The organism is Cobetia sp. UCD-24C, assembly GCF_001306765.1.
In the GTDB taxonomy this organism is placed as follows: domain Bacteria; phylum Pseudomonadota; class Gammaproteobacteria; order Pseudomonadales; family Halomonadaceae; genus Cobetia; species Cobetia amphilecti.
Window position 1 is genome coordinate 1 of sequence record NZ_LJTD01000005.1, and the last position, 25002, is coordinate 25002.

The following is a 25002-nucleotide window of genomic DNA, read 5'->3' on the forward strand; positions in this document are numbered from 1 at the left end:
AGCGCCCCGGTTTCCTGCACGCCGGCGGCGACCACGAAAAGCGCGCCGATGGTCATGATGCCCGGATTGGCGAAGCCGGCCAGGAAGGTCGCTGGAGAAATGACGCCCAGCAGAATCAACGACACGGCAGCGGCCATCATCAGCCACTCCGCCGGCCAACGATTCCAGACAAGCCCTGCCAACACTCCTACCGTCACCACCAGGGTGACAAAAGCATCCATGTGCTGCGCGATTTCCATCTACTAGCGATCCCTTGGCATCTTGGTGCTTCTCATCAATGCTTTTCACGCTTACTAGTGAGACATGATAGAGAATTTGATTAGCCATTTTGGTGCACTGCTATCAACTCATCACTATAGTTGGAACAAGAACTTGATATAGAGACGAGTACACTAATGCCAGCAGTATTATTTACGTTTTAAAGGATGGTTACTAAATCACAATCCCCCATCGTAGCGATGGGGGGGGTTGAGATTGCCACAAGCTATATCAAGCTGATAACCAGAATCCACAGAGCAGCTAACATACAAAATTTAGCATGCGTTTTTATTAATAAACCCTTTGAATATAGTCAAGAAGATTATTTTTAAATCAAGCATTACCGACCACTGTTCTATATACCATAAATCACACTCTACACGCTTTTCCAAATTTGTATCACCGCGCCAACCATTAATTTGTGCCCAACCGGTAATCCCTGCTTTCATTAGGTGCTTTTGCATGTAGCCTGGTATTTCATGTTTGAACTGATCGACGAAGATTGTACGTTCAGGGCGAGGGCCGACGATAGACATATCTCCCAGGAGAACATTAATAAACTGGGGAAGTTCATCTAAGCTAGTGCTACGAATGAAAGATCCAAACTTGGTATTCGTTTTGTTCTTTGCACCACCCCACTGGACGCCATTGGCTTCAGAGTTAACAGGCATAGAGCGAAACTTAAGCATATTGAATGGCTTGCCATTCCAGCTTACACGCTCTTGGCGATAAAAGATTGGCCCAGGAGAGGATAGCTTTACGCCAACTGCCAATAACAACATAACAGGTGAAATTGCTAATAGTATCAAGGCAGAAATTAGACGATCTTCGATGGCCTTGATCCAACGAGATGATCCAGATATCGGCGAACAGCTCATATTGAGCAAGTATAGATTAGCAACATTGCATATATCGTGATTAATCAGGCGAAAATCACGCATATCAGGCATATATCGTACATTAGCGGCTGTCAAACCGAGGCTAGAAATGATTTCTTTAACTTGGTTACCGCGAGATAACGGCAGGCAAATCCATACTTCATCAGTTTCTATCTCATGTATCCTATCAGCGGTATAAGTACGCCAATTCAGACCCATATCAGATAACTCGCTCATTACATCGTTACTAACCAAGTAAATTTGAGCAATATCAAATCCAGCCGTAGGTTCAGCATTAAGATGAGCTGCTGCCGTAGCACATGAGTGGGCGTCGCCTACCAATACCACCTGTCGCCGATTACGACCAGTGAGTCGAAAATAATTTATAACCGGATAGGTAAAACCTCTAACTAAAAGGGACCCCATGAAGGCTAATATGAACCAAGATACAAGCCACAACCGGGAAAAATACTCGCCAAAGCCTGACAAATATAGCAGACTTGTAAATATCAGGGCTACAATAAAATACCCCATCATCAACTTGAATAATAACGGACTAAGAACACGTCCTCGCCATGTGCGATAAACGCCTAGATTAGGAATAACAGCAGAAACAAGCAAGCCCCCTACAACCGTGCCCAACATATATCTTTCGGTTATATTCCAGTTGTTCAAAAAAACGGCATAACAGATATAACCCGATAAAAGAGTACTGGCTATATCAGAAATACGAGCAGAAAAGCTTATTAACCAACGATGATTAGATAGAGTTTTTACTCTACCATTAGTGACTGACATGTTCATATATTCCCCTTGAAACCAGCAAATAGTGGTGAGTAAAATTTCTTGTAGTTATGCTCGAGCAAATATCATAAGACTTATAAAAGATGTATCACACTGATTCAAGCACGACCATAATTATCTTTATAGCGAACAATATCGTCTTCTCCAAGATACGAACCTGATTGCACTTCTATCAACTCAAGTGGAATCACCCCAGGGTTCTGCAAAGCATGCACTTGCCCAATAGGGATATAGGTAGATTCGTTCTCTGTCACCAAGTAGGTTTTTTCTCCATTAGTAACTTCAGCTGTGCCGGAGACTACTACCCAGTGTTCTGCACGGTGATGGTGCATCTGGACAGATAGCTTTGCTCCCGGCTTGACGGTAATGCACTTGACCTGGTAGCGATTACCAGTAGCTAACGAATCGTAAATACCCCAAGGCCGATAGACCTCACGGTGATTCTTGAACTCTGGACGTTCCTGTTCTTTTAGCTGCTGAACGATTTTCTTTACATCTTGAGCCTTGTCTTTATGAGCTACCAATACAGCATCCTTGGTCTCAACAATCACCAAGTCCTCGACACCTACCGTGGCTACCAGACGATTTTCAGACCAAACCAAAGTATTGTGAGTATCCTCATGTAATACGTCGCCATGGTAGCTATTACCGGCACCGCACTTGTCACTGACATCCCATAGCGAGGACCAGGAACCAATATCGCTCCACCGCGCGTCCAACGGCACAACTACAGCTTTGTCAGTCTTCTCCATTACCGCGTAATCGATAGATTCATTCGGCGATTGGGCAAAAGCCTCGGCGTTGACCCGGGTAAAGTCAAGATCATCAGCAGTAACGGCCATAGCAGCACGACAAGCATTAAGCATCTTCGGTTGATGTTCTTCCAATTCAGCCAAGTAGAGGCTCGCGCGGAAAAGGAACATGCCACTGTTCCATAAGTATTCACCACTGGCCAGATACGTTGCTGCGGTAGCGCCATCTGGCTTTTCGACGAAGCGCTTGACTTTGAACCCCTTACCCATCTCTTGTCCTTGTTGGATATAACCATACCCTGTTTCAGCATGAGACGGTACTATACCGAAAGTTACTAGATGCCCCTCTTCGGCAAGAGGAATAGCGTGAGCGATGCTGTTGTGGAATTTATCAATATCTTGAATCAAGTGGTCGGCAGCCAACACCAACAATAAAGGATCTTCCTCTTGATCCGTTGCAGCCAATGCTGCTAACGCAATAGCAGGAGCGGTGTTACGCCCCATTGGTTCCAAGAGTATACGTGCACTATTAGCGCTAACTTGACGCAACTGCTCGGCAACCAGGAAGCGATGTTCCTCATTACAGATGACAATTGCAGGATGTTGCTTCAGCCCCTCCAAGCGAGTGAGGGTATTCTGAAGCATAGTATTATCATCATGGAGAGACAAAAATTGCTTAGGTCTAAGCTGACGTGATAATGGCCAAAGACGAGTGCCATTTCCGCCGGCCATCAATACTGGCTGAATAAGTGACATTTCTACCCTCCTGGAAATTAATGAAGATGATCTTCGTTCCATCTCTGCTCAATAAATTCTTGCATTTTGGCGCTAAACACTTTATCACTAAAGGTTTCAGCATGGGCACGAAGAAAGGCACGCTCCATGCGGGGTTCCCATTCCTCAAAGTCTTTAATAGCTTGGAGCAGACTTTCTGTCGTCTGTTCTGAGAAATGTACTCCGGTCACACCATCTTTAACCGTTTCTAATACTCCCCCTCTTCCAAAGGCAATAACCGGAGTTCCACAAGCCATAGCTTCCACGGGAACAATACCAAAGTCTTCTACACCCGGAAAGATGAGGGCTTTGGAATTCTCTAAGTGTTCTTTAACTACACTGAAGGGTTGACGCCCCATCAACTCAACATTCGGTAGGTTGCGTTTCTTGAGCTCTTCAAGAAGCTCCCCCTCTCCGATCACAACCAGCCGTCTGTCAGGGCGCTCAGCGAAAGCATCTACGGCAAGATCAGCACGTTTATAGTAGGTCAACTGTCCTAGCATCAAGTAGTAGTCATCTTTCTCGGCTTGGAAAGTAAAATCTTCGACCGCTACGGGTGGATAGATAACTTCTGCATCACGCCGATAAGTCTTATTAATACGGCGACGAATGAAGTCTGAATTAGCAATAAAGAAGTCGACTCGGTTAGCTGAATTCTGATCCCACATTCTTAAATAGTGGGTTAACAATGGCATTAACTTTTTAGTGAACCACCCAGCTGTTTCTCGATAGTCTTGATACATATCCCATAGATAACGCATTGGAGAGTGGCAATAGCAGATATGAAGAGCATTAGGGTTAATCAACACGCCTTTAGCTGGGCCCGACTCACTAGATATTACAACATCATACTTACGAAGGTCTAATTGCTCTAATGCCAAGGGCATAATGGGTAAATATTTTTGATAATGCTTTTTTGCCCAAGGTAATCTAGAGACAAAAGTCTGATGAACATTATGGTTTTTTAAAGCATTGACACAATCTTTACCAGCCAAAATGTGTGTATAAACATCAGCATTCGGATAGATTTTAAGTAGAGACTCTACTACCTTTTCTCCACCACGCCAGCTAATAAACCAATAATGAATAATAGCAATTTTCTTATCTGTCATTATTACGAACCCAAATTAATATAATATTTTTCCTGCATAATTTCTATTTCATTTCCGAAATAGTTATCTAGCAAGTACACGGAGTATTCGTCTTTTAAACTTTTGCCATAGGATCGAGGCAGTTTCTTATAAAGAATACTGTTAACCAAATCACTATTCTTTATGTGGCCAATTAAATTCTCAAGCCCTATATCACGTGCGAGTAAAGCAGAGTTCTTTATTGCTTTTGAAAGATAATAGCTTCTTGGTTCACTCGCAGCTCGTTCCTTACCAGCTATTGAATCGCCAATATAAGAAATCCCTAGATATGAAAAAACTTCACTCGCGAATTTTTCCGGGTTTGATTTCAAATCCTCAAAATTTAATACTTTGATACTCTCACCAAACTCATGCTCATACTTAGAAAGATGATGACTATAAAGACTATTACTAATAATATCTGGTCGGATTTTAATGGCGTCAATAAATCCACAGTTAATAATACCGCTTTTTCTCAAGTACTGATAGTGTGATATCGACCTCTCGACTGGGTTTCGCGCAAAAACAAAGCATTTAGCCTCGGGTAAATCTTGCTTAATTCTCTTAGGAGCTTGGCTGGACATTAAGTAGTCATGAGAAATGTCAACTACAGCTTTATAACCGTACGATCTAGAAAAATGACCGGTATACCATTTCGCGCCCCTACTGTAATATTTATCAAAATAATACAAATCTTTAGCAGGTGGTACGAATGCTTCAGGATGTGCAAGTAGAGTGTTAAATAACCATGATGAACCTGTCTTATCAGGTCCTAAAAAAATGTGAGTAGGATACAAGTCTTGCATTTTTACCTCAATGCTTATGTAAGTATAGTTTAGATTGATTGCTATCTGTGGGGGACTTCTGTTTGATTTCAGCTTGAGTAAATAGCTACGATCGCACGACCTACCATTCCTTTATTACTGCTATAGACACCTTATGGTGAAATGCCTTCTGAGGAAGATGGTAGTTATAGAGACAGCAATAATGCTCGAGTATCTGTTCTAAATTTTCACTTGAGTCATAGCGCCGAGTCGCCAACACATCGCTGATACTCCCATTGAAACTCTCCACCATTCCGTTCACTTGGGATTTGCCTAGATTGATCAGTCGAAGTTCAATCCATGCCTCCGACATTGACATTCCTGATCGAAAAGGTGATACCCACCGGGCAAGCATTCTCCACCTACCATGAAGCGATCAATAAAAGATCTAACCTTGTTCATAAGCACGGTTCGAATTGTAAAAAGCGCCTTCTCTTCTACACGCTGCATGAACACCCGGACGTCCTTTGCAAATTGAAGTGGTCTGGTAACCACATAAATCCATCGAATGGCACGATCAACCGCGACATAGAGATAACACATCTAATCCTCGTAAGGTATTTACGGTAAATACTTGATATCAATGTGAATAGATCCGGGCTAATAATATTTGAAAGGACGATATGTGGGCTTCTCAGGTCTTTCGAGTCTCGCCGCGCCAGCTTGGCGAGAGTCGGCATATCAGGTCGTTTGAGCATGCATTGAAGCGCGAAGTGTGACAGCTCGGAGGTCAGGTGTTCAGGTGTTCAGGTGTTCAGGAATTCACGAGCAACGACAAGTAAATCATCGAGCTCCAAGCCTTACAGTTCACGAGCGGCGATGAGCATCTATTCATGTTCTGAGGTCAGAGTCGACAGTAGGTTACGGCGCGTGTAGGAACAATACTAGACATTATCGCGATAATGCCAGCACTAGAAGGTTAAGACGCAGCCCCCCAAACTGACAAGCGAGATCTTTGTTGGTCATGCCGACAGGAGCTGCTTGGATGTCGGCACGAATTTTCGGTGTCGTCGTCGCTTGCTTATGCAGCTTGATGTCCATGAAGCTTTTCCTGAATCAATTGCTTGATGAGCTCACGAGAGGCTAACAAAGGATAGCTTCGTTGTGAAATCCGATCATCCGGCACCCTACAGGTAGTAGCGAATCAGGCCATTGATATTTTCATTGCTGCCTCTTTGCCAAGGGCTATGAGGATCACAGAAGTAGATGGCGACACCAGTATTTTGCGTGCTTGCAGCATGCCTGGTCACTTCTCCCCCCTATTAATGCGTCAAAGTCTTTCGTGCTGCCAACGGTATTCTGTTTAGGGCGACGCTGAAACCTTCTACGGCAGAAATCACAGTAGCATTATGCAAGTATCTGCTGCTGAGCTCTACAAGAATGCTAACCTCTGAGGCCATGCCTTTGCCTTTAACCTTTAATCAGGACGTCCTCCCAATGCCCCGGCATCTCGCGCTTTGAGACCTCGGGTGGACGGAGGGGAATGCTAACCAAGTCGGGGATCTGCTCTCGCCGGTTCGTCTCGCCACGGCGAAGCTTACGCGTACTTTTTCCGTGCCTCAGACAATGGATGAGCTCTTTACGCAGTTGCCCAAACGACACTCATAGATGGCATTATAAATCGTCTCGAGACAGACGTAGGCATTTTCAAGCTTGGGTAGCTTGTTGTGACGCAGCTTGCCGGCGTTAAGCCTAGTAGCCGTTGCCAACTCACTATTTCGAAGAATTCCGCGGCTGATAGCGGAAGGGTAACGACTTAGGTATCGAGCAATGGGTCGAAGGCTCAAGTCTTAAGAGAGGCAAATCTGGATAGTGGCACGGTCGGTAATGCTGAGTTCTGAGTGTGGCATGAGCACAATACCTTACAGTGAGCCCAAGTGTTTCACTCAGAATCTGCAGCCGAGCCCACTTTTGATCCGCTCAATTTTTTGATAATTATAAGCGTGGTTGATATTACCATAGTAAATGTTAGTTAAAGTGGGTAAAAACATTAAGATAATATCTCACGTGTAATAACTTCTTCCTGCTTTAAGTTTGCTTCCGTTGCCATTAACAAAGACATATTTTGAAAATTCTCTAAGAGCGATCTATCTTCTGATAAAAATTTTATTTTTTCGGACATACTTTGCAAATCATTCACAGTATAGCCATTGTAATTATTAATACATACTTCTGGTAACCCGCCAACATTAGTTGTCACTAATGCACAGCCTGCAGAAACAGCTTCACCTAAAACGTGTGGGGCCATATCTACAAAAGATGGTAATACTAAGCAATCGGCTGCTTTCAAATATTTATTTAGCAATACACTGTTTTCGATATAAGGCATTTTTAATAGATTATGATTATTCCCAAAATTCTTTGAACTAGAGCCGAAAACCATCCACTCTACAGCGTTATGCTTCGAGATCAAATCTTTTACTATACCACCTCCTTTTCTTTTGTAAGAATTAGATATATAAGCAACTATAAAATCTTGCTCTTTATAACCTAATTCAATTTTAGCATTCTTCTTTTCCGATATATTTCCAATTACGGGATCTGGAATATAACTTGGTAAAATTTCACACGAATTAATTACCTCTGGATAATGTTTCTCTAATCCTTTATAAGTCCAGTGTGACATACAGAAAATTTTATCGGCCAAACTCAGTAAATGCTTCTCATAAGAAATATCGTTTTCATTAAAATATTTTGCACCAAAACTATCAATAACGGAAGGAATGCACGCATCGCATGTTACTATTTTTCTCGCTTTCATATGTTCATAGCCACCCAATCCGATGTGAGAAGCTGCATAAATAACATCGTACTCTACACTATCTTTACTACCTTTCGAAAGAAAATTTGACATTTTAGCTGGTGAGACTAGAGGAATTCTAAAGTTACTAAAACTTCTTCCATAGGGTTTTATTAACAGCTTATGATGTAGCTTTGGCTCATAAGGAGTCTCAGTAATGTTTACATTTTGATGCATTAAATCACGTTTTATCTTATTATTATGGGTTTTCCATCCAAGCACACCAGAGCTTCTTAGTAAAATCTTTTTTGGTTCCATTTATGTATATCTCTTCAAAAGTAAATCAAGATCATCGTGATAACCAAAATACTCTAAATCATCTGAATATCTATCACCGATGAGTAATAAATTCTTCTTATTCCAATAATTTTCTTTTTCTATTTTTTTACCTTTATTAGCATGTGGCAAACTAAAATTTGGATACCAACGTTTGACAGTATCAATAAAAATTTTAATTTCTTCAATTTTAAAGACATGGTCTACTTTTATATCGTCGTTATAGAGAATTTTATTTTGAGCCTTAAAATGTTTTTCAGACATGAGATCAGGTATATCAACTATTACTTCTAAAAATTCATCAAAACTCATTTCTGGATAAAAAACACCTCCTTTGTAGTTTTTATATTCAAAATTATCATGTGAACTAGAACGAACAACAACGAATTTATTTATATATAATGATAGTATTCGATCAAATGGATTTCTAACAACAGAAAATGTCTCTTTTCCATAGGGGATTTTATTTTTATAGATATAGCCCATTTTTCTGGCTTGTGCATGTATGTCATGATAGCAAGCTGTATTAACATGCACGCCATTAGAAGCCATTAGCGCGCTTTTTATACTAGAACAAGCAACTTTAGGATTAACAACGTATGCCATATCGCTACTAGGCATATAGAAAACTTCTACTGGATCGTATTGCTGACCAGCATATTTACTACGTATATACTTCAACTCATGTAAAAATCCTGATGGTAATTTATCAACGATATGTCTAGTAATGATACCCAAAGCTAAATCCTCTCATAAATTGTCAGGTTCCATCTGATTAATTACAAACTAGGTGTAATAGTTCGAGCTTTCGACTTGTCAATACTTCACCATACCGATTGCTACCTTGTCATACCAGGCTTACTGAAGAGCGTGGTTGTTGTACAGGCAGCAATAATGCTCGAGAATCTGTTCCAAATCCTCACATGATTCACAGCCCCGAATCGCCAGCACATCACAGTTACACCTATTGAAACGTTCCACTATCCCGTTCGTCTGCCTGGTTCGATCGATCGATGCTCGACGCTATGGCTTTGACACTCCTGATCAGTAAGATGGCGTTCCCAAGTAATGATTCCCCGCTCACCGTGAAACAATTAGTAATTGATACTCGTTATCAATAAGCACGGCGAGAATCGTAAAGGAAGCTTCTTTTTATACACTTATTAACGCTTGAGCGTCTTCGCAGATTGAATTAATCTAATCTTCAGATAAATACCTATATCCTGCGAATAGCACGCATCTACTAGGAATAACGATTTCACTCTTAGTCAAATCGTTAATTAATTAAATACTAAAGAGCCTCGAAAGATTTCAATATTACATGTAACAAGCCAATCCAAGCCAAAATGCCAATTGTCTTCTCACTTACCATTAATGCCATAACAGGTATAAAGAAAAGATAATATCTAGCATTCTGGAAAACATGTGTGATCTCAGTCATTGTAAGCAACACACTTATAAATGCTAATATTTCGGGCTGTGCGGTAAATTTTGTAATCGACAATGGTGATTTAAGAACGACTACTGAAATAATGGTTAGAGTGAATATTAGATCAATCCACCATAGACCAGTATGCAATGTGAAAAAATGCATGCTTGATAAAAATACGGCTATTGTTTCGAAAACACTATACTCTGGGTTTGCCACTTCACGTGTCCAAGCAAACCTCTCCAATTCGCTTCCTATAAATGGTACATATTTATGCAGTCCACTTTCAAATGAAAGACTTATAATTGCACCTAATGCTATAAACCCTAAAGGTGCAATCAGTTTTAGTCCTATTTTCTGCGCGAAAAGAACGCAACGAAATGCAAGGAAGACCAATAAATTTGCCTCACTTGTGAACGCGTACAGTACCGCAATCGCAACGAGGACAAAATATTCTTCTCTAAGCGTTGTATTTATTTTTATCAAATACAATGGAAAAACATAAAACTCCCAGTAGATTTTTGAAAACATAAATATTGTTAATGGCCAACTTGCACCTAATAACATTGTTCTTTTATCTATTAGCTTTAAACAAAAGAGAAAAGCCACTATTATTATATTAAATGAGAAAAGAACTAATCTAATAATAGGCTCGGCTTCGATATCAAAGCTTCGACCTACGATGAGTAGTGAAAAAAAATCTCTTGCTTTTTGCTCATCTGGACGAAATTGTGTTGGAAACAAATAAGCTTCTAGGGTAAAATAAACCACGCTTATGATAAAAGAAAATGCAATCAATCTAATATCATTGTTTCCCTTGTTTGATAATGAGATGTTGTGGGGATTTACTATAAAGTTTTTCATTTAAATATYACCGGCAATAACACTATTAAAAAATTTTGATACATCGTCAACCAATAAAACATGAATTTACCTAAATATAAAAACTTATTTTCCCAACAAACGAAATGATGGTTATACAACTTAGCCGCAGATTCTGAGTGCAACACCTGAGCTTCCCTGTAAGGTATTGCGCTCATGTTATACTCAGAACTCAACGTTACCGATCGTGCCTCTATCCAGGTTTGTCTCTCTCAAGGCCTGAGCCTCCGAGCCATTGCTCGATGCCTGAGTCGTTCTCCCTCCACTATCAGCCGCGAAATTCGCCGAAATAGTGAGCCGAGCAACGACTACCGAGCTGCACGCGCGCAAGCGTCGGCGCTTTTGCCGGCCCAAGCGTAAGCTTTCCATCGGTAGTGAGCGGTTCAGGCTTGTCGAGTACCTTCTTCGCCGCTACTTGTCTCCTGAGCAGATCGCCGGCAAGCTTCCACACATGAATTTATCCAAGCTTGAAGATGCCTACGTCTGTCGCGAGACGATTTACACCGCCATCTATGCGCTGCCGGATGGGCAACTGCGCAAAGAGCTCATCCATTGCCTGCGGCAAGGCAAAAGTACGCGTAAGCCTCGGCGTGGTGAGACGGACCGTCGAGGTCAGATCCCCGACATGGTCAGTATTCACCTTCGCCCGCCCGAGGTGGACAAGCGCGAGATGCCTGCGCATTGGGAAGGCGATCTAATCAAAGGCAATGACTCAGCGGTTGGCACCCTTATAGAGCTCAGTAGCGGATACTTGATACTGGCAAAGATGCATGATGCGACCGCGACTTCTGCTGTAGAGGGCTTCAGTGCCGTCCTGAACCGAATGCCGTTGGCAGCACGAAAAACTCTGACATATGACCAAGGGCGAGAAATGGCCAAGCATGCCGCTATCACGCAAAATACTGGCGTCGCCATCTACTTTTGTGATCCTCATAGCCCTTGGCAAAGAGGCAGCAACGAGAATATCAATGGCCTGATTCGCCAGTACCTCCCCAAGGGAACGGATCTGTCACTGACCCGTCAGGAAGAGCTGGATGCCATTGCCTTCGAGCTGAATATGCGGCCTCGAAAACGCTTCGACTTCAAATGCCCTATCGAGGTGATGAATGAACTGATGACAAAGCACAATGAAGCACCACTCTCAATTCAATAGGGTGTTGCACTCAGAGCCTGCATCCGCCCACTGTAACAGTAACCTTATCAGCTTTAAATTGCGCTTAATGACAATGGGAAATTATTTACTGACGCATCACCCTGGGTTTTGAACGGCGACCCAACTGACAGGACCTTTTCGATCAGAAATGTAAGAACCGTAGTATTGAGCCTCGACTAACCAAACCAGCTAGACCCCAAACAAACAGTAAGGTGGAGCGCTTCAATGACCGTATCGCTGATATGTTGACGAGCGGGCGTTATGGGTCAAGTGAGGGGGGTTAGAATAGACACCCGAGCGTTATTACTGACTATCCAAGCACTATATTCTCCGTGAGGTATACATCACAAGATACCTATTATCGCAATAGAGGAATAGCGTGCCGAACGGCAGGGACTATTTGCTCGGACTATAGTCAATTAGGCAAAACTAAACATCTAACTACTAATGGTCGACGGCTACCCATATAAGAATATTAGGAATCGGAAGCATCCAAATTCCTAACTTGCGCCACACGAAAATCAGTGCGATCAAGTTTTGCAGTACTAAGACTATTGCTAGCGCTAGCGCAGCTCCTAAAGAACCAAGCAGTGGAATAAGAATAAAAAACATGGCAAGCCCTAAAGCATTACAGCTTAAAGAAATATTTCGCATCAATTTTTCATGTCCAGTCATATTTAGTAGAAACCCAACTGAGCCAGTAGCTACATTCACAAGCTGTGCTAATGCAATAATACGTAGCAAGTTAGCACCTTCAGTAAATTCCTTCCCGAATACTCCCAACACCCAGTGAGGTACTACTAAGCATAATACAAGCATTGGGGCAGCTAGAGCCAAGCCTAAAAGAGCTCCCTTACGTGCTAGTATGTTTAGGCCATCTAGATCATTTTGTCGGTAAAGACTTGCAAAACGTGGAGGGAATACAGCATTGATCACCAGCAAAATAAACGTAATTAAAAACGCTGTGCGTTCTGCTGCACGGAATATCCCCAAGTCATCACTGCTTAGCAACCAGCCAGCAATTAATATACCTAGCACTTGTTGCATGAATTGTGCCAAGCTCATTATAAAAAATGCTTGAGAGCTTAAGGAAAACTCTTGACGTGAAACTGGGATTTTAGCCTCAACTTGTAGCTCCTGCTTAGAGAACCAACGCCGGGCTTGGTAAACACCCTGCCCTAATACCAACCAAGCAGCAATTGCCATTGCCCATCCAGCATTAGTAATATCCACTGGAGTATAAATATATAGTCCTACGATTATTCCACTCGCTACTAGTGAGATACTACCATTCTCTAATAAGCAAGCCGTAGCAGGCTTACGAATTGCTTTCATAAATCCACCAAGTACAAAAGACAAAGTAAAGGCAGGTATGGCTATAGCAAAACCTGGCAATACTCCACTCAGTATAGGTACTCCGAACCAAGCTGCAAAGTGATGACGTAAAAGATAAATAAATATGGCTGCTATTATACTAAGCACTACGCATGTACCCATAGCCCACCGCAAGTAATGCATAATAGCGGAAGATTTATGGTTCTGGCCAACATACCGTACCAAGGTATTATCCATACCATAACGGCCTAAAATGCCCGCCCCAATATAGATACTTTGGGCTAAAGCGAATATGCCAACGCCAGATGTGCCATACAAACGTCCTAAAACAATAACTAACATTAAGCCGCCAACCGCGGCAATACCGCGGGCGATGAATGTTTTTGCTAAAGCAGTAATTATTTCGCTCTTGAAGCGCTCTAGATATTGAGACAACGACATTACCACTCCATCAACTAAATAGGATTGAGTAAATCATCTAATAGCAACCGACTTCAGCGATACAACATTAATCAAAATAGCCAAACATGACTAAATAAAGCTTCGCCACAGATTCAAAATAACCACATAATCTCCTCTTGGCCGCAGATTCTGAGTGCGACACCTGAGCTTACCTGTAAGGTATTGCGCTCATGTCATACTCAGAACTCAGCGTTACCGATCGTGCCACTATCCAGGTTTGCCTCTCTCAAGGCTTGAGCCTTCGAGACATTGCTAGATGCCTGAGTCGCTCCCCCTCCACTATCAGCCGAGAAATTCGCCGAAATAGTATCTTGGGTGACGACTACCGGGCTGAACGCGCGCAAGCGTCACGACTCAAGCGTCGGCGCTTTTGCCGGCCCAAACGAAAGTTAACCATCGATAGCGAGCGGTTCAGGCTTGTTGAGTACCTTCTTCGGCGCTACTTGTCTCCAGAGCAGATCGCCGGCAAGCTGCGACACATGAACCTGCCTAAACTTGAAGACGCCTACGTCTGTCGCGAGACACTTCACACCGCAATCTATGCACTGCCGGCTAGGCAACTGCGCAAAGAGCTCATCCATTGCCTGCGGCACGGAAAAAGTACGCGTAAGCCTCGCCGTGGTGAGACGGATCGTCGAGGTCAGATCCCCGACATGGTCAGCATTCACCTTCGTCCGCCCGAGGTGGACAAACGCGAGATGCCGGGGGATTGGGAAGGCGACCTGATCAAGGGCAAAGGAAATGCCTCAGCGGTGGGCACTCTTGTAGAGCTCAGTAGCGGATACTTGATACTGGCAAAGATGCATGATGCGACCGCGACTTCTGCTGTAGAGGGCTTCAGTGCCGCCCTGAACCGAATGCCGTTGGCAGCACGAAAAACTCTGACATATGACCAAGGGCGAAAAATGGCCAGGCATGCCGCTATCACGCAAAATACTGGCGTCGCCATCTACTTTTGTGATCCTCATAGCCCTTGGCAAAGAGGCAACAACGAGAATATCCATGGCCTGATTCGCCAGTCCCCCCCTAAGGGAACGGATCTGTCACTGACCCGTCAGGAAGAGCTGGATGCCATTGCCTTCGAGCTGAATATGCGGCCTCGAAAACGCTTCGACTTCAAATGCCCTATCGAGGTGATGAATGAACTGATGACTAAGCACAATGAAGCACCACCCTCAATTCAATAGGGCGTTGCACTCAGAGCCTGCATCCGCTCTGGTTTATCACTATAATTCAGACCTTAAGGTAATATTAACTAAATGTATAAATATATCATTTATAGGAGTAATTATAATATCCATACCCATAGCTAGTAGCAGCTTTGCGCTCAACAGCGTTTAAAATACATCCTTTTACATCTACACCAGCAGATTGTAGACGCTGACGTGCCACCGTGATTTCTTTAGCAGTATTTAATTCGAAACGCACGGCCATCAGGGTAGTACCGCACTGTCTTCCCACTATAGTAGGATCAGTCACCGCCAGCACCGGTGGCGTATCGATAATCACAAGATCAAACCGTTGACTCCATTCTTTAAGCAACTGAGTAAAGTTGGAATTCATCAATAATTCGGAAGGGTTTGGTGGCGCTATACCCCGCGATATATATGAAAGACCGCTTATTGTGGTGTCACGTAAAACATTATCAGTTTTTTGTTTATTAGATAAGAGATCGGACAGTCCATTTTTACTTTTATGGCCAAAGGACTCGTGAATATGTCCTTTACGCATATCTGCGTCGACGATTAGTACGCGCTGACCTGCTTGTGCGCAGACGGCTCCGAGGTTGGTGCTCAGGAAGCTCTTCCCCACCCCAGGGCTAGGACCAGTGATCATCAGGCAATTATTAGTTGCCTCGAGCATCGCAAAGTGCAGGCTGGTACGTAGACCCCGCATTGCTTCTATCGCTATATCGGTTGGAGCTCGTTCGGCTAGGATTCCCACGTTCACTTTCTTGGAATACTTACTGCTACCACTTCGAACATGCTTAACAAGCAAGTTTTGTTCATCAGAGAGCGGAACAGAGGAATATACCGACAGGCCCAAATCCTCGATTTGATCTGCAGCTTCTACCCCACGATGAAAGGCTGAACGAAGCAAAACTCCACCTATGGCTAGCATGCCCCCGATCAAAGTAGTAATCAATATGATCATGGCTTTCTTTGGCTTGACAGGCTGTGGCAAAATCCCAGCATCGTCTAAAATACGGACGTTACCCACCGTACTAGCCTTAGCAATTTCCATTTCCTGTACTTTATTCAGCAATTGAACATAGATAGCTTGAGTCACTTCGACGCTACGTGTAAGGCGCAACACTTCTTGCTGAGTTTCCGGAAGGTCTTTCACCTGTGCATTCAGCTTATTCATCTCACGGTGCAGTTGTGATTTTTTTTCCAGCAATGCTGCATAAGTCGGATGACTTGGTGTATAACGCTTGGCGATTTCAGCCTCTGTCAGCTCCAGTTGATTAATTTGGGCTTCCAGGTTGACGATACGCTCTAGTACAGATTGTGTTTCCAGCGAGAGATCTACGCTGTCACGTGAAGCTCTGAACTCGTTCAAACGCGTCTCAGCTTCATTCAACTGAGCGCGTATCTTGGGCACCTGGTTATCGAGAAACTCGAGGCTATTGCGTGCTTCTTCACTCTGCCGCTGAACATTCTGCGAATAATATATATCCGCGATTGTATTCAAAGTACGCTGGAGTACTTGCGGCTGCTCACCCGTCATCGACCATGATAGGATACCGGTTTCCTCACCCTGTTCTGATACTAAAAATGATTCGCGTAAATCTTCGATGGCCTGCATATGGCTGATATGTGTTAACTCGAATTCAGCACCTTTTGCAGCATTCAAAGAAGTTACACGAAGATGAAGCAGCCCTCCAGCAAAGCTATTTAATTTATTTACAATTCCATTGCCCAGCGACTCACCCTCCAAAAAGAGCTCGTAATGCATTTTGTCGTGGACTCGCAGAATGATAGTAGTACCAAGCATAGCATCATCAACTGGCATCTCACTGACGGTAATACTTTCCCCTGCCCACGTGCTTGCCCAACCCTGTGCATAGTCTGGGCGTTTTACTCCGCTGCGAACGAGAAAATCGCCCAGAAATGGAATACGCTGAGGTGTAACGGTAATATCCAAATTAAGTAGATCCACCGCACGACCTAACACCATCCGTGAACGGATGATCTCAATTTCGGATTGAGATGGAGGCTCCTTACCTAGCAATGAGTTAACATCTGCCAGGGGGTTAGTCGAAGGCGCATCATCAATCTGTATCAGAGCGTCTACCTTATAAATAGGTGAAGCAAGTAATGCATAGAGTACACCGATAATGCCAAACAGCCCAGTTACACCGATGATCCAGTGCTTATGATCAAGCAGAACACCAAACAAGCGCCCTAAATCAATTGCACCATTATCGCTGTCTTGGACTGAGGCCGACGTGGTTGCCCCTGTAGCTAAATTTTTTGGCGTCTGACTCATGAAAAAACCTTCGCGTGCTTCGGCCCTGACAGGAGCCAGTGAAAAATATTGGTATAAATCAAGTTGATGAGGCGCTTTAAATCAATCATTATTACGGAGATCATCAAAATCACTTACAGAACGTGTGACCTGGTAGACAGCCGTCAATGTTGGTAGCAGCTGATTAACGACACGGTTCCAACGACTAAGCGGCGCGGCGGTAACGTAGACAACATCAGAAGGCTGGAGCATGAATTCAGCACCGATAACTAAAGCTGCCGAATCGCGGGCATCCAGCTGATATATAGTTGCCAGCTTGCCGGTATTGGTATCGGCACGCCGTACCACGAAGATACCCTTGGCATCGGCCTGGCCTTCATCTATGCCACCTGACTGAGCAATAGCATCCGTCAGTGAAATACGGGAATTGCCCATTGCTAGGCTACCCGGTAGTTGCACTTCCCCCATTACATAGACTTTCTGATTGCCGACATCAGGGATGTGCAACACATCGCCGTCACGCAGCAAACGGTTGTTGCTCAGTGCACCGTTTTGTAGCAAGTCATAAAGCGAGAAGTGCTCATCACTGTCATGACGCGTCAGCACCACATTATGCCAGTTGGCCAGCGGCGACAGGCCGCCTGCCTGATTAACGGCATCCAGGATGGTCAGCGGTACGTTGGTGATCGGCAAAACTCCCGGTGTTTGCACCTGACCAGTGACATAGACCTTCTGCGACTTGAATGCCGCCACCTGTACATCGATCTGCGGTGAAGCGATATAGCCAGACAGGCGACGCTCGATGACGGCGCGCAGCTCCTTAACCGTCAGCCCCGCTGCTTTGACGCGCCCGATGTAGGGATAAAAGATGGTGCCATCGCTGTGAACGCTATTGCCGGATTCGATGGCACTGCGTTCGGAGCCGGCAGGGATGGTCAGTTCGGGGTGATCGTATACGATGATATTGAGCACATCACCGCGACCGATGCGGTAATCGTAATCGGCCAGCTGTTGCTCAAGCAGTTTATTATCACGCTGGCCCTGGCCACGGCTGTCATTCTGAGCATCTACCATGCCGAAGGTGATCGGCCTAATCTCAAATGCATCATCCAGCGGGGCCGTTTCTGTCTGATAGTCCATATCGCCACCGGGGGCGAAAGCGCAGGCCGTGGTAGACAACATGGCAATCAACAGCGCGGTGGTCATTGCCAGGCGGGGGCGCGGCGACATCGCACAGCCCTTGCCAAACATGGTGACCTTGATCATGTAAACCCCCGAAAACTGCAAGATGGAATGGACAGCCTCATGCTGCCCTAGGATAGAAGGCGTCGTGGCCAGGCCGCGACGTGGTCAATAGAAAGTCGTCAACCGAAAATGGTTTCAGCAGCTGAATCCAGACATGCTAGTCAGGGTGAAGGGACAAAATGTAGAGAGAGGATGCACTGAGTGAATCGCGAGGACTGCCAGGGAGCTGTCTGATTTTAACCTGCATTGCGCAAGATCTGCGATGTGTCTCCCCGCCCCCATCAACTTGTCGTCAGCGCGACCTGATTTTGGGCACGCTACCGCCCCAGGGTGGTTGACGGCGCATCCCTGAGGCCCTGACATGGATATCTTGATGGAATTTTGCTTATTTAGGATGGATTCACCTGTTTCCTTATGTGAATCAATACGTCCTAACAAGAATCATGTACCAGCAATTTATGTACCGTTCACCACTGCGGCGTACGGTGTTTGTGAGAAATTGGACAGTTACGCTCTATCACCACGCAAGCGAGGTGAAGGTATATCAGAATATGCTAAAGGCAGCGCAGCCAGACCTAAACAATACGGTGCAAGAAACCTAAAAAAATATCGAAATGCCCAATTCTGGTGCTAGGCACCTGCTACCCCATGGCGATACTGAATTCAGCCAAATAGTCAATAATCAAAATATATCCATATCGCTCTACCAACACTGAAGCTCTTCTAGCTAAGCGCCTTTTCGGTGTGGCCAAGGCCCCAGCCACGTGTACGCAATTAGCAAATCTTTCTTGGGGGTCGGTAGCAAGACACAGATACAGTAGTCACCAATCCTTTGCCGCATGCCAATAACCGCCCCTGCACCGTCTCCAAAAGGCAACACATACGTATTCATAAGAGACGCATGATAATGCATTCTGGGACTTTCGTTCCACCCTATATTCATATTCATCTGCCAAACCAAAACCTGAAACCCGCAATATATCCACCTAAAATACTGATTTTTATAAAATTTTATAGTCAACCAAGCCCCAGAATCTGAATCACAGGGCAACAGGTCATGAACCATCATGTACCCAAAAAGAGACAAACAGCGTGACCAAGATCGAAGTAGATACACTTAAACATCACAATGATAAAAATAGTTACAAAAAGTACTAATAATCTAATATCCAAATGACCATTCCCCCCATCAAAAAGCGATTAAACAGTATTGGAATAGATTTTCACATGATGATGGTGAGCTGTAGGAACCATCGTTCACACGAGAAGTTACTATTGGACAGACTTGCCCAAATCTCCTGACTTGAGCTCTTTGTGGTTATTGTCACGATCGCAGGAGCATACTCGCCAAGCATGATGATTCGATCATCATATTCGGTGGTTGTTTACGGTTAGATGTCAGTCGACCTACAACCTGAACTCTGCTAATTTCCACAACATCCATGCAGTAAATTTTTTCACTGCCAAAAGAACGCCGTGCATGCCAACGCTTCAAGCCCCTGATTGTTTCCAGAAACAAAACAGTCGATAGGCGAACAATACCTACGCTTGTGTTAGCACAGAGAGCGTGAAAATTTCCTAACAGGAAGACAAGGGAACGCACATGAAACGCACTGCCACAACATTGGTCATCGCGGGACTGGCCTTATCCCCTTTGGTTGCCGGGATAGCCCGTGCCGAAAGTGAAGCACCGGCTCAGACAGGTTCGGCACCTTCCAGCGCAGGATCTTCCAGCACAGGAAGCAGCAGTACTGGCGGTGCGGCAGCAGGCGCTGGCGCCGCTGGTGGCATGGCCGCTGGCACCATTGCAGCTGTCGCCGCTGGCCTGGCGGCGGCGGTCGGTGTCGCTGCTACCGTCGCCTCAGGTGGCGACGGTAGCAGTGGTGGTAGCACTGGTGGCGACGGCGGTACTGATCCGGGTGATGGTGGTGACGGTGGCACTGATCCGGGTGATGGCGGCGATGGCGGCACTGATCCGGGTGATGGCGGCGATGGTGGCACTGATCCGGGTGATGGCACTGATCCGGGAGACGGCGACGGCACGACTGGCACCACCGGTACGACCGATCCCGATGACGGCAGTAACCCGGATGAAGGTGGAGAGCCGGGTGATGGCGACGGTACAACGGGCACCACAGGTACCACTGGAACAACGGGTACGACCGGGACGACTGGCACCACAGGGTCTACCGGGACGACTGGCACCACTGGCACCACAGGTACCTACTGATCACCATGAAGCCGACATCCATCACGATGGGGGGCCGCCTGGCGGTCCCTTTGCTTGTGGCCGGCGCATTGATGCTTGGGGGCTGCTCCGCACTTGAGCAGGGGCAGTTGGGGCAGACGGCCAGCGCAATACTCAGCAGCGATCAATTCGATGCCGAGCGCGCGCGCGCCCTGCCCTATGCCACGCTGCGCTTCAACTATGACGGCAACACCGGGATGGTGGTGCTGGCGTCTTTGGAGACAGCGACTCGCAAAGACATAGACGCAACGGACGCGACCTATCAGAAATACCACACGGGGCTGATACCTTTGGCAGCCCTGTCCTCTTCCGTCACACCTGTTGAATCGGAGGCAAGACAGCCTCCGAGCACGATAGAGTTGGCACGTTTTGAAACCGCGGATCATGCCTTCGTGCGTCTGGAGAACGGCTGGCTGAGCGGTACCGCCGGCTTCGATACCGACCTGCTGGACATGCGACGCGACGTATCACTGAGCATGCTGATGTCAGCGCTTAACATGGACAAATCCACGCCCAGCTACGCGATTTACTCACGCTGGCAGCGCGCTGATGGGATAGAGGGCTATGCGCAGGGCCAGGCAAGCTGGCATTGTGAGGCTCCCTCCGTACAGGCCTTCCCATTGGGCGATCAGAAAGTAGCCCAGTGCGAGGAAAACATCCTCTGGCAAGACGGCTCGCATAGCGTCAATCGATATGCGATTTCGCCCGCAACTAATGCCAATATGGCACCAATAATCTGGGCGGCGTATGTCCAACCCTGGCCGAATTCTCATTATTGGAGCTGGGAGGTCGCGCGTGGCTGGTGGTAAGTGCCAAGAGTTTTTCTTTCAGCGTCCTGATCATGTCGCCCCGCCTACACGAGTCGGCGGTGTTTCTCTTGTCCGCCGAGGTGTTGTGTCCCTTGCCCGTCGAGGTGTCATGAAAAGCTATCTGCATGAACGTCTGAAGGCCCTCATCGGCCCAGCGATGTTCGCCTCTGCTTACTGTGCACTCTTGCTACCTGGCGCAACGCTTGCCAGCGAGACTCTGAAAGCACCGGCCGGCCCATTACAGGAGGCCAGCGCCCAGACCCTGACCATCAGTGAGGCGCTATCGCGCCAGCTCGGCGTACTGACGAATACCAATGGTATCGAGTGGCCGCATGCATTCGTGGCCACTCAGCAGACACGTGACAGGACACGTCAGCTGGGCCGCCGACTGTTCTTCGAGCTGCGTCAGTTGAGCTCGCAGGCCGTCTTTGATGACCGGCTGTCTGCTGAAGGGCTTAAGCACTGGATGCGCATCATCGGCCGCACACCAATCGAGGGACGGCAAGTCGGGCGTATCGATCCCATCGCTCTGTGGCGTTTTCCGCGCCTGGATATCCCGCTCACGACGGGGGACTGGATAGGTCAATGCCAGACCGAGACGCGCATTCAGCTCTGGAGTGCCGTTGGCGTGCGTCAGCTGGACTGGCGCCCCGGCCTGACACTGCACGATGCCATAGCTGGCCTGCCGGGCGCACAGGCAGATTCGGAACACGCCAGCGTAATCACGCTGGGCGGTAGAATCATCGTCCGCGGTATTAGCGGCTGGAATGACCAGCCCTATGCGCTGGCGCCGGGCGACCGTGTCGTGGTCAACATGCCGCGTATCTCGGCCGCAGCCGCCTGGGTCAATCGCAACCTGGCCGAGTGGTTGAGTCTGCAATGGCCGGGCAAGGAGTGCCGCAGCGTGGACGCCATCACGGCAGAGTCGCAGCAGCGCGACTATCTGCAGGTGGCGAGGCAATATGCTGACAGTGATGACAATAACAGTGGTGAAGGCACAAAGAACGTGGTGCCCGCATGCATCGAGACAGGTTCTCCCGCCACGGATACGGCGCAAACCCCGACATCCGCTGTGCCCCAAGGTGGCCATCAGAATTGCTCGCTCCATCAGGGCGATACTCCATGAGCGACGCGACAATGACACAGCAAGACGCCCCATGCTCAGCTAAGCAAAGGATGGCTGCAGACAGCATGGATCATTCGCACTTCTCTTCCATGGCACCGGCGCGTGCCCTGCTCGTTCCATTGACGCGAGCCATCCGGCAACTGGCCATGCTCAGCGCGGGCATGCTGCTGGCGCCAATAGCCTACGCCGGCATGCTGGATGGTCCGCAGCCGATCGAGACACGTCTCAGCGGTCTGGGGCATGGGCAATCGGACTTCGGTGGCGTCGGCCTGATGCAGACTCCGACCGCGCGCATGCAGAAACCGGGCAGCATTCACTTCTCCTATAACCAGGTCGAACCTTACCGACGCTACAACGTCAGCCTGCAGCCGCTCGATTGGCTGGAGGTCGGCTTCCGCTACACGGAAGTTACTAACCGCCGCTATCTGTCATCCAGCGATGAAGGCCGCAACTACCTAGATAAGGGGGTCGACGCCAAGGTTCGTCTGTGGGAAGAGAGCCGTTATCTGCCCGAAGTCGCGGTCGGCTTGCGCGACATGGGTGGTACCAGCCTTTTCGGCAGTGAGTACCTGGTCGCGAGCAAGCGCTGGTATGACTTCGACTTCACGCTGGGGTTGGGCTGGGGCTATCTCGGTTCACGCGGTGATATCAGCAACCCGCTCGGCTGGATACGCAACAGCTACAACAACCGCCCCGGCCGTGGCGAGACTGGCGGCGATCAGGGCGGTGAGTTCTCTCTCAACAGCCTGTTTAAGGGTGATGTCGGTATCTTCGGCGGCGTGGAATGGCAAACACCGTGGGACCCGCTAGTGCTGATGGCAGAGCTTGACGGCAATGACTATCAGAGCGAGCCGCAGGACAACGACCAAGAGCAAGACAGCCCGATCAACCTGGGCGCCCGCCTGAGCGTGACCGACAATCTGACCGTCAAGGCCGGCTGGGAACGTGGCAATACCGCGATGTTCGGCGTCAACTTCGGGGTGGACCTCGCCGGGCTCTCGCAGGCCAAGCTGGATAGCCCGCCGGAGCGCCTGAATACTGAGTCCCCCACGCGCAACCAGGTCAGCTGGCTAGAGCTCTCCCGCGAGATCCGGGCACAATCAGGCATTCGTGTCGATAGCCTCGCGCGCGAGGGAACGGCGCTGATCGTCAGTGGCGAGAGTACGCGTTTCCGCTCCACCGCTCAGGCCGAAGGGCGTGCCAACCGCGTGCTGCACAATCGACTGGATGACTATTTCGAGAGCTTCCATTACCGCCTGCGTTCTGGCGGCCTGGACACGCGCGAAGATGTCCACCAGCGCGCCGATATCGTCAACGCTGGTCACGATGCGCGTCAGCAGCTGCGCTATACCCACAGCGTCTATGCATTGGCGGCCACCGAGCCGAACTCGGACGAGGCGCAGGGTGCGGCCCGCTACAGCGGGGAAAAGGTGCTGCTCGAGAATCCTGATGATCGCTGGAGCGCCGGCTTCTCGCCTGGCCTCAACCAGAACATCGGCGGCCCGGATGGCTATCTGTATCAGGCCTATCTGCGGGGCTCCGCTGCCTGGCGTACCGATCGCCACGGCTGGCTCTCCGGTTCGGCACAGCTGACCCTATTCGACAACTTCGACAAGTTCGATTACATCGCGGACTCCAAGCTGCCAAGGGTTCGCTCCTATATCGGTCGCTATATCGAGGAGACCGACGTGGGGATCGACAACCTGCAGTACACCCGCACCCACCAGTTCGGGCGCGATTGGTACGGCATGGCCTACGGCGGCATTCTGGAGATGATGTATGCCGGTGTCGGCGCGGAGGCGCTCTATCGCCCGCTGGGCTCACCACTGGCCTACGGGGTCGATGTGAACTGGGTCAAGCAGCGCGAATTCGATCAGCAGTTCGGCCTGCGCGATTACTCGACCACCACTGGCCATGCCAGCATCTACTGGGATACCGGCTATGAAGACGTGCTGGCCAAAGCCAGCTTCGGCCGCTACCTGGCAGAAGATGTCGGCATGACGCTGGATGTCTCACGCGGCTTCGCCAATGGCGCACGCATGGGCGCCTGGGCCACCTTCACCGATGCCGGCGACGACTTCGGCGAGGGTAGCTTCGACAAGGGCCTCTACATCGTGCTGCCGCTGGATGCGTTCTTCATGCACTCCAGCCGCGACACTGTCGGCCTGGCCTGGAACCCGCTGACCCGCGATGGTGGCGCTCGCCTCAATCGCAAATTCAGCCTGTATGACATGACCAGCTATCGCGACATGGATGACTACTGGCGCGGCTTCTCATCTCAGGTATGGAAGTAATGCTGCGATGAGCTGATCTGCGCAAATAGACAATTGCTGCAACAAAAACAAG

17 protein-coding genes and 3 pseudogenes are annotated in these 25002 nt (G+C 47.5%); 6 read left to right on the top strand and 14 right to left on the bottom strand.

Going from position 1 to position 25002, the window contains the following annotated elements; genetic code table 11:
* From AOG28_RS08750 to AOG28_RS18195, 11 genes and pseudogenes are all read right to left on the bottom strand, one after another.
* A pseudogene (locus AOG28_RS08750) lies at positions 1–221 on the bottom strand (SLC13 family permease); the annotation flags it as partial.
* 312 nt (positions 222–533) lie between these two features.
* Positions 534–1934, bottom strand: a complete 1401-nt coding sequence (locus AOG28_RS17740) for an undecaprenyl-phosphate glucose phosphotransferase (protein ID WP_082388645.1) — start codon at positions 1932–1934, stop codon at positions 534–536.
* Positions 1935–2038: 104 nt separating this feature from the next.
* The gene (locus AOG28_RS08755) at positions 2039–3448 is read right to left on the bottom strand and encodes a mannose-1-phosphate guanylyltransferase/mannose-6-phosphate isomerase (protein WP_054556150.1); all 1410 of its coding nucleotides are present in this window, start codon (positions 3446–3448) and stop codon (positions 2039–2041) included.
* 17 nt (positions 3449–3465) lie between these two features.
* The gene (locus AOG28_RS17745; protein ID WP_082388581.1) at positions 3466–4578 is read right to left on the bottom strand and encodes a glycosyltransferase; all 1113 of its coding nucleotides are present in this window, start codon (positions 4576–4578) and stop codon (positions 3466–3468) included.
* Positions 4579–4580: 2 nt separating this feature from the next.
* Positions 4581–5402, bottom strand: coding sequence for a sulfotransferase domain-containing protein (locus AOG28_RS18190; protein ID WP_152965384.1), 822 nt, complete (start codon positions 5400–5402; stop codon positions 4581–4583).
* 100 nt (positions 5403–5502) lie between these two features.
* Positions 5503–5775: an integrase core domain-containing protein gene (locus AOG28_RS18875; protein WP_326998958.1), complete on the bottom strand. Its 273-nt coding sequence runs from the start codon at positions 5773–5775 to the stop codon at positions 5503–5505.
* Between the two features lie 536 nt (positions 5776–6311).
* Complete coding sequence (locus AOG28_RS18880) at positions 6312–6461, bottom strand: hypothetical protein (protein ID WP_326998959.1); 150 nt, start codon at positions 6459–6461, stop codon at positions 6312–6314.
* Positions 6462–6550: 89 nt separating this feature from the next.
* Positions 6551–7270: pseudogene (locus tag AOG28_RS18685) on the bottom strand (IS30 family transposase); the annotation flags it as partial.
* Positions 7271–7410: 140 nt separating this feature from the next.
* On the bottom strand, positions 7411–8478 hold the full coding sequence (locus AOG28_RS17750; RefSeq protein ID WP_082388582.1) for a glycosyltransferase family 4 protein: 1068 nt from the start codon (positions 8476–8478) through the stop codon (positions 7411–7413).
* Complete coding sequence (locus tag AOG28_RS17755) at positions 8479–9234, bottom strand: sulfotransferase family 2 domain-containing protein (RefSeq protein WP_152965385.1); 756 nt, start codon at positions 9232–9234, stop codon at positions 8479–8481.
* Between the two features lie 553 nt (positions 9235–9787).
* Positions 9788–10789, bottom strand: coding sequence for a hypothetical protein (locus tag AOG28_RS18195; protein ID WP_152965386.1), 1002 nt, complete (start codon positions 10787–10789; stop codon positions 9788–9790).
* 174 nt (positions 10790–10963) lie between these two features.
* Here AOG28_RS18195 and AOG28_RS08770 point away from each other — a divergent pair.
* Positions 10964–11960: pseudogene (locus AOG28_RS08770) on the top strand (IS30 family transposase).
* Between the two features lie 444 nt (positions 11961–12404).
* Here the strand turns inward: AOG28_RS08770 and AOG28_RS17760 are convergent.
* Positions 12405–13736, bottom strand: a complete 1332-nt coding sequence (locus AOG28_RS17760; protein ID WP_082388585.1) for a lipopolysaccharide biosynthesis protein — start codon at positions 13734–13736, stop codon at positions 12405–12407.
* A gap of 191 nt (positions 13737–13927) precedes the next feature.
* On the opposite strand from AOG28_RS17760, the gene AOG28_RS08775 reads away from it, so the two are divergent.
* Positions 13928–14944: an IS30 family transposase gene (locus tag AOG28_RS08775; protein WP_054556151.1), complete on the top strand. Its 1017-nt coding sequence runs from the start codon at positions 13928–13930 to the stop codon at positions 14942–14944.
* Positions 14945–15029: 85 nt separating this feature from the next.
* Here the strand turns inward: AOG28_RS08775 and AOG28_RS17765 are convergent, their stop codons facing one another.
* Positions 15030–17249, bottom strand: coding sequence for a polysaccharide biosynthesis tyrosine autokinase (locus AOG28_RS17765; protein WP_082388587.1), 2220 nt, complete (start codon positions 17247–17249; stop codon positions 15030–15032).
* An 81-nt stretch (positions 17250–17330) separates the two neighbouring features.
* Entirely contained in the window at positions 17331–18494 is a 1164-nt protein-coding gene (locus tag AOG28_RS08780) for a polysaccharide export protein (RefSeq protein ID WP_235507003.1), read from the bottom strand.
* Between the two features lie 1763 nt (positions 18495–20257).
* On the opposite strand from AOG28_RS08780, the gene AOG28_RS18435 reads away from it, so the two are divergent.
* The 4 genes from AOG28_RS18435 (at position 20258) to AOG28_RS08795 (ending at position 24950) form a co-directional block, all read left to right on the top strand.
* A complete protein-coding gene (locus AOG28_RS18435) occupies positions 20258–20800 on the top strand; it encodes a hypothetical protein (protein ID WP_160317862.1) in 543 nt (180 codons plus the stop codon).
* Positions 20709–21530, top strand: coding sequence for a hypothetical protein (locus AOG28_RS08785; protein WP_152965387.1), 822 nt, complete (start codon positions 20709–20711; stop codon positions 21528–21530). The genes AOG28_RS18435 and AOG28_RS08785 overlap by 92 nt, the downstream gene beginning before the upstream one ends.
* A complete protein-coding gene (locus AOG28_RS08790) occupies positions 21517–22656 on the top strand; it encodes a capsule biosynthesis GfcC family protein (RefSeq protein ID WP_160317863.1) in 1140 nt (379 codons plus the stop codon). Before AOG28_RS08785 ends, AOG28_RS08790 begins: the two co-directional genes overlap by 14 nt.
* 65 nt (positions 22657–22721) lie before the next feature.
* On the top strand, positions 22722–24950 hold the full coding sequence (locus AOG28_RS08795) for a YjbH domain-containing protein (protein WP_235507004.1): 2229 nt from the start codon (positions 22722–22724) through the stop codon (positions 24948–24950).
* The last annotated feature ends 52 nt before the right edge of the window (positions 24951–25002 follow it).

Excerpts from the sequence above, each read along its gene's own strand:
- AOG28_RS17750 (WP_082388582.1), bottom strand. The coding sequence starts at position 8,478 with ATGGAACCAAAAAAGATTTTACTAAGAAGCTCTGGTGTGCTTGGATGG.
- AOG28_RS17745 (WP_082388581.1), bottom strand. The coding sequence starts at position 4,578 with ATGACAGATAAGAAAATTGCTATTATTCATTATTGGTTTATTAGCTGG.
- AOG28_RS08775 (WP_054556151.1), top strand. The coding sequence starts at position 13,928 with ATGTCATACTCAGAACTCAGCGTTACCGATCGTGCCACTATCCAGGTT.
- AOG28_RS08755 (WP_054556150.1), bottom strand. The coding sequence starts at position 3,448 with ATGTCACTTATTCAGCCAGTATTGATGGCCGGCGGAAATGGCACTCGT.
- AOG28_RS08795 (WP_235507004.1), top strand. The coding sequence starts at position 22,722 with ATGGATCATTCGCACTTCTCTTCCATGGCACCGGCGCGTGCCCTGCTC.
- AOG28_RS18190 (WP_152965384.1), bottom strand. The coding sequence starts at position 5,402 with ATGCAAGACTTGTATCCTACTCACATTTTTTTAGGACCTGATAAGACA.
- AOG28_RS17760 (WP_082388585.1), bottom strand. The coding sequence starts at position 13,736 with ATGTCGTTGTCTCAATATCTAGAGCGCTTCAAGAGCGAAATAATTACT.
- AOG28_RS08785 (WP_152965387.1), top strand. The coding sequence starts at position 20,709 with ATGAAGCCGACATCCATCACGATGGGGGGCCGCCTGGCGGTCCCTTTG.
- AOG28_RS08780 (WP_235507003.1), bottom strand. The coding sequence starts at position 18,494 with ATGATCAAGGTCACCATGTTTGGCAAGGGCTGTGCGATGTCGCCGCGC.
- AOG28_RS18880 (WP_326998959.1), bottom strand. The coding sequence starts at position 6,461 with ATGGACATCAAGCTGCATAAGCAAGCGACGACGACACCGAAAATTCGT.
- AOG28_RS18195 (WP_152965386.1), bottom strand. The coding sequence starts at position 10,789 with ATGAAAAACTTTATAGTAAATCCCCACAACATCTCATTATCAAACAAG.
- AOG28_RS18875 (WP_326998958.1), bottom strand. The coding sequence starts at position 5,775 with ATGCTTGCCCGGTGGGTATCACCTTTTCGATCAGGAATGTCAATGTCG.
- AOG28_RS17765 (WP_082388587.1), bottom strand. The coding sequence starts at position 17,249 with ATGAGTCAGACGCCAAAAAATTTAGCTACAGGGGCAACCACGTCGGCC.
- AOG28_RS17740 (WP_082388645.1), bottom strand. The coding sequence starts at position 1,934 with ATGTCAGTCACTAATGGTAGAGTAAAAACTCTATCTAATCATCGTTGG.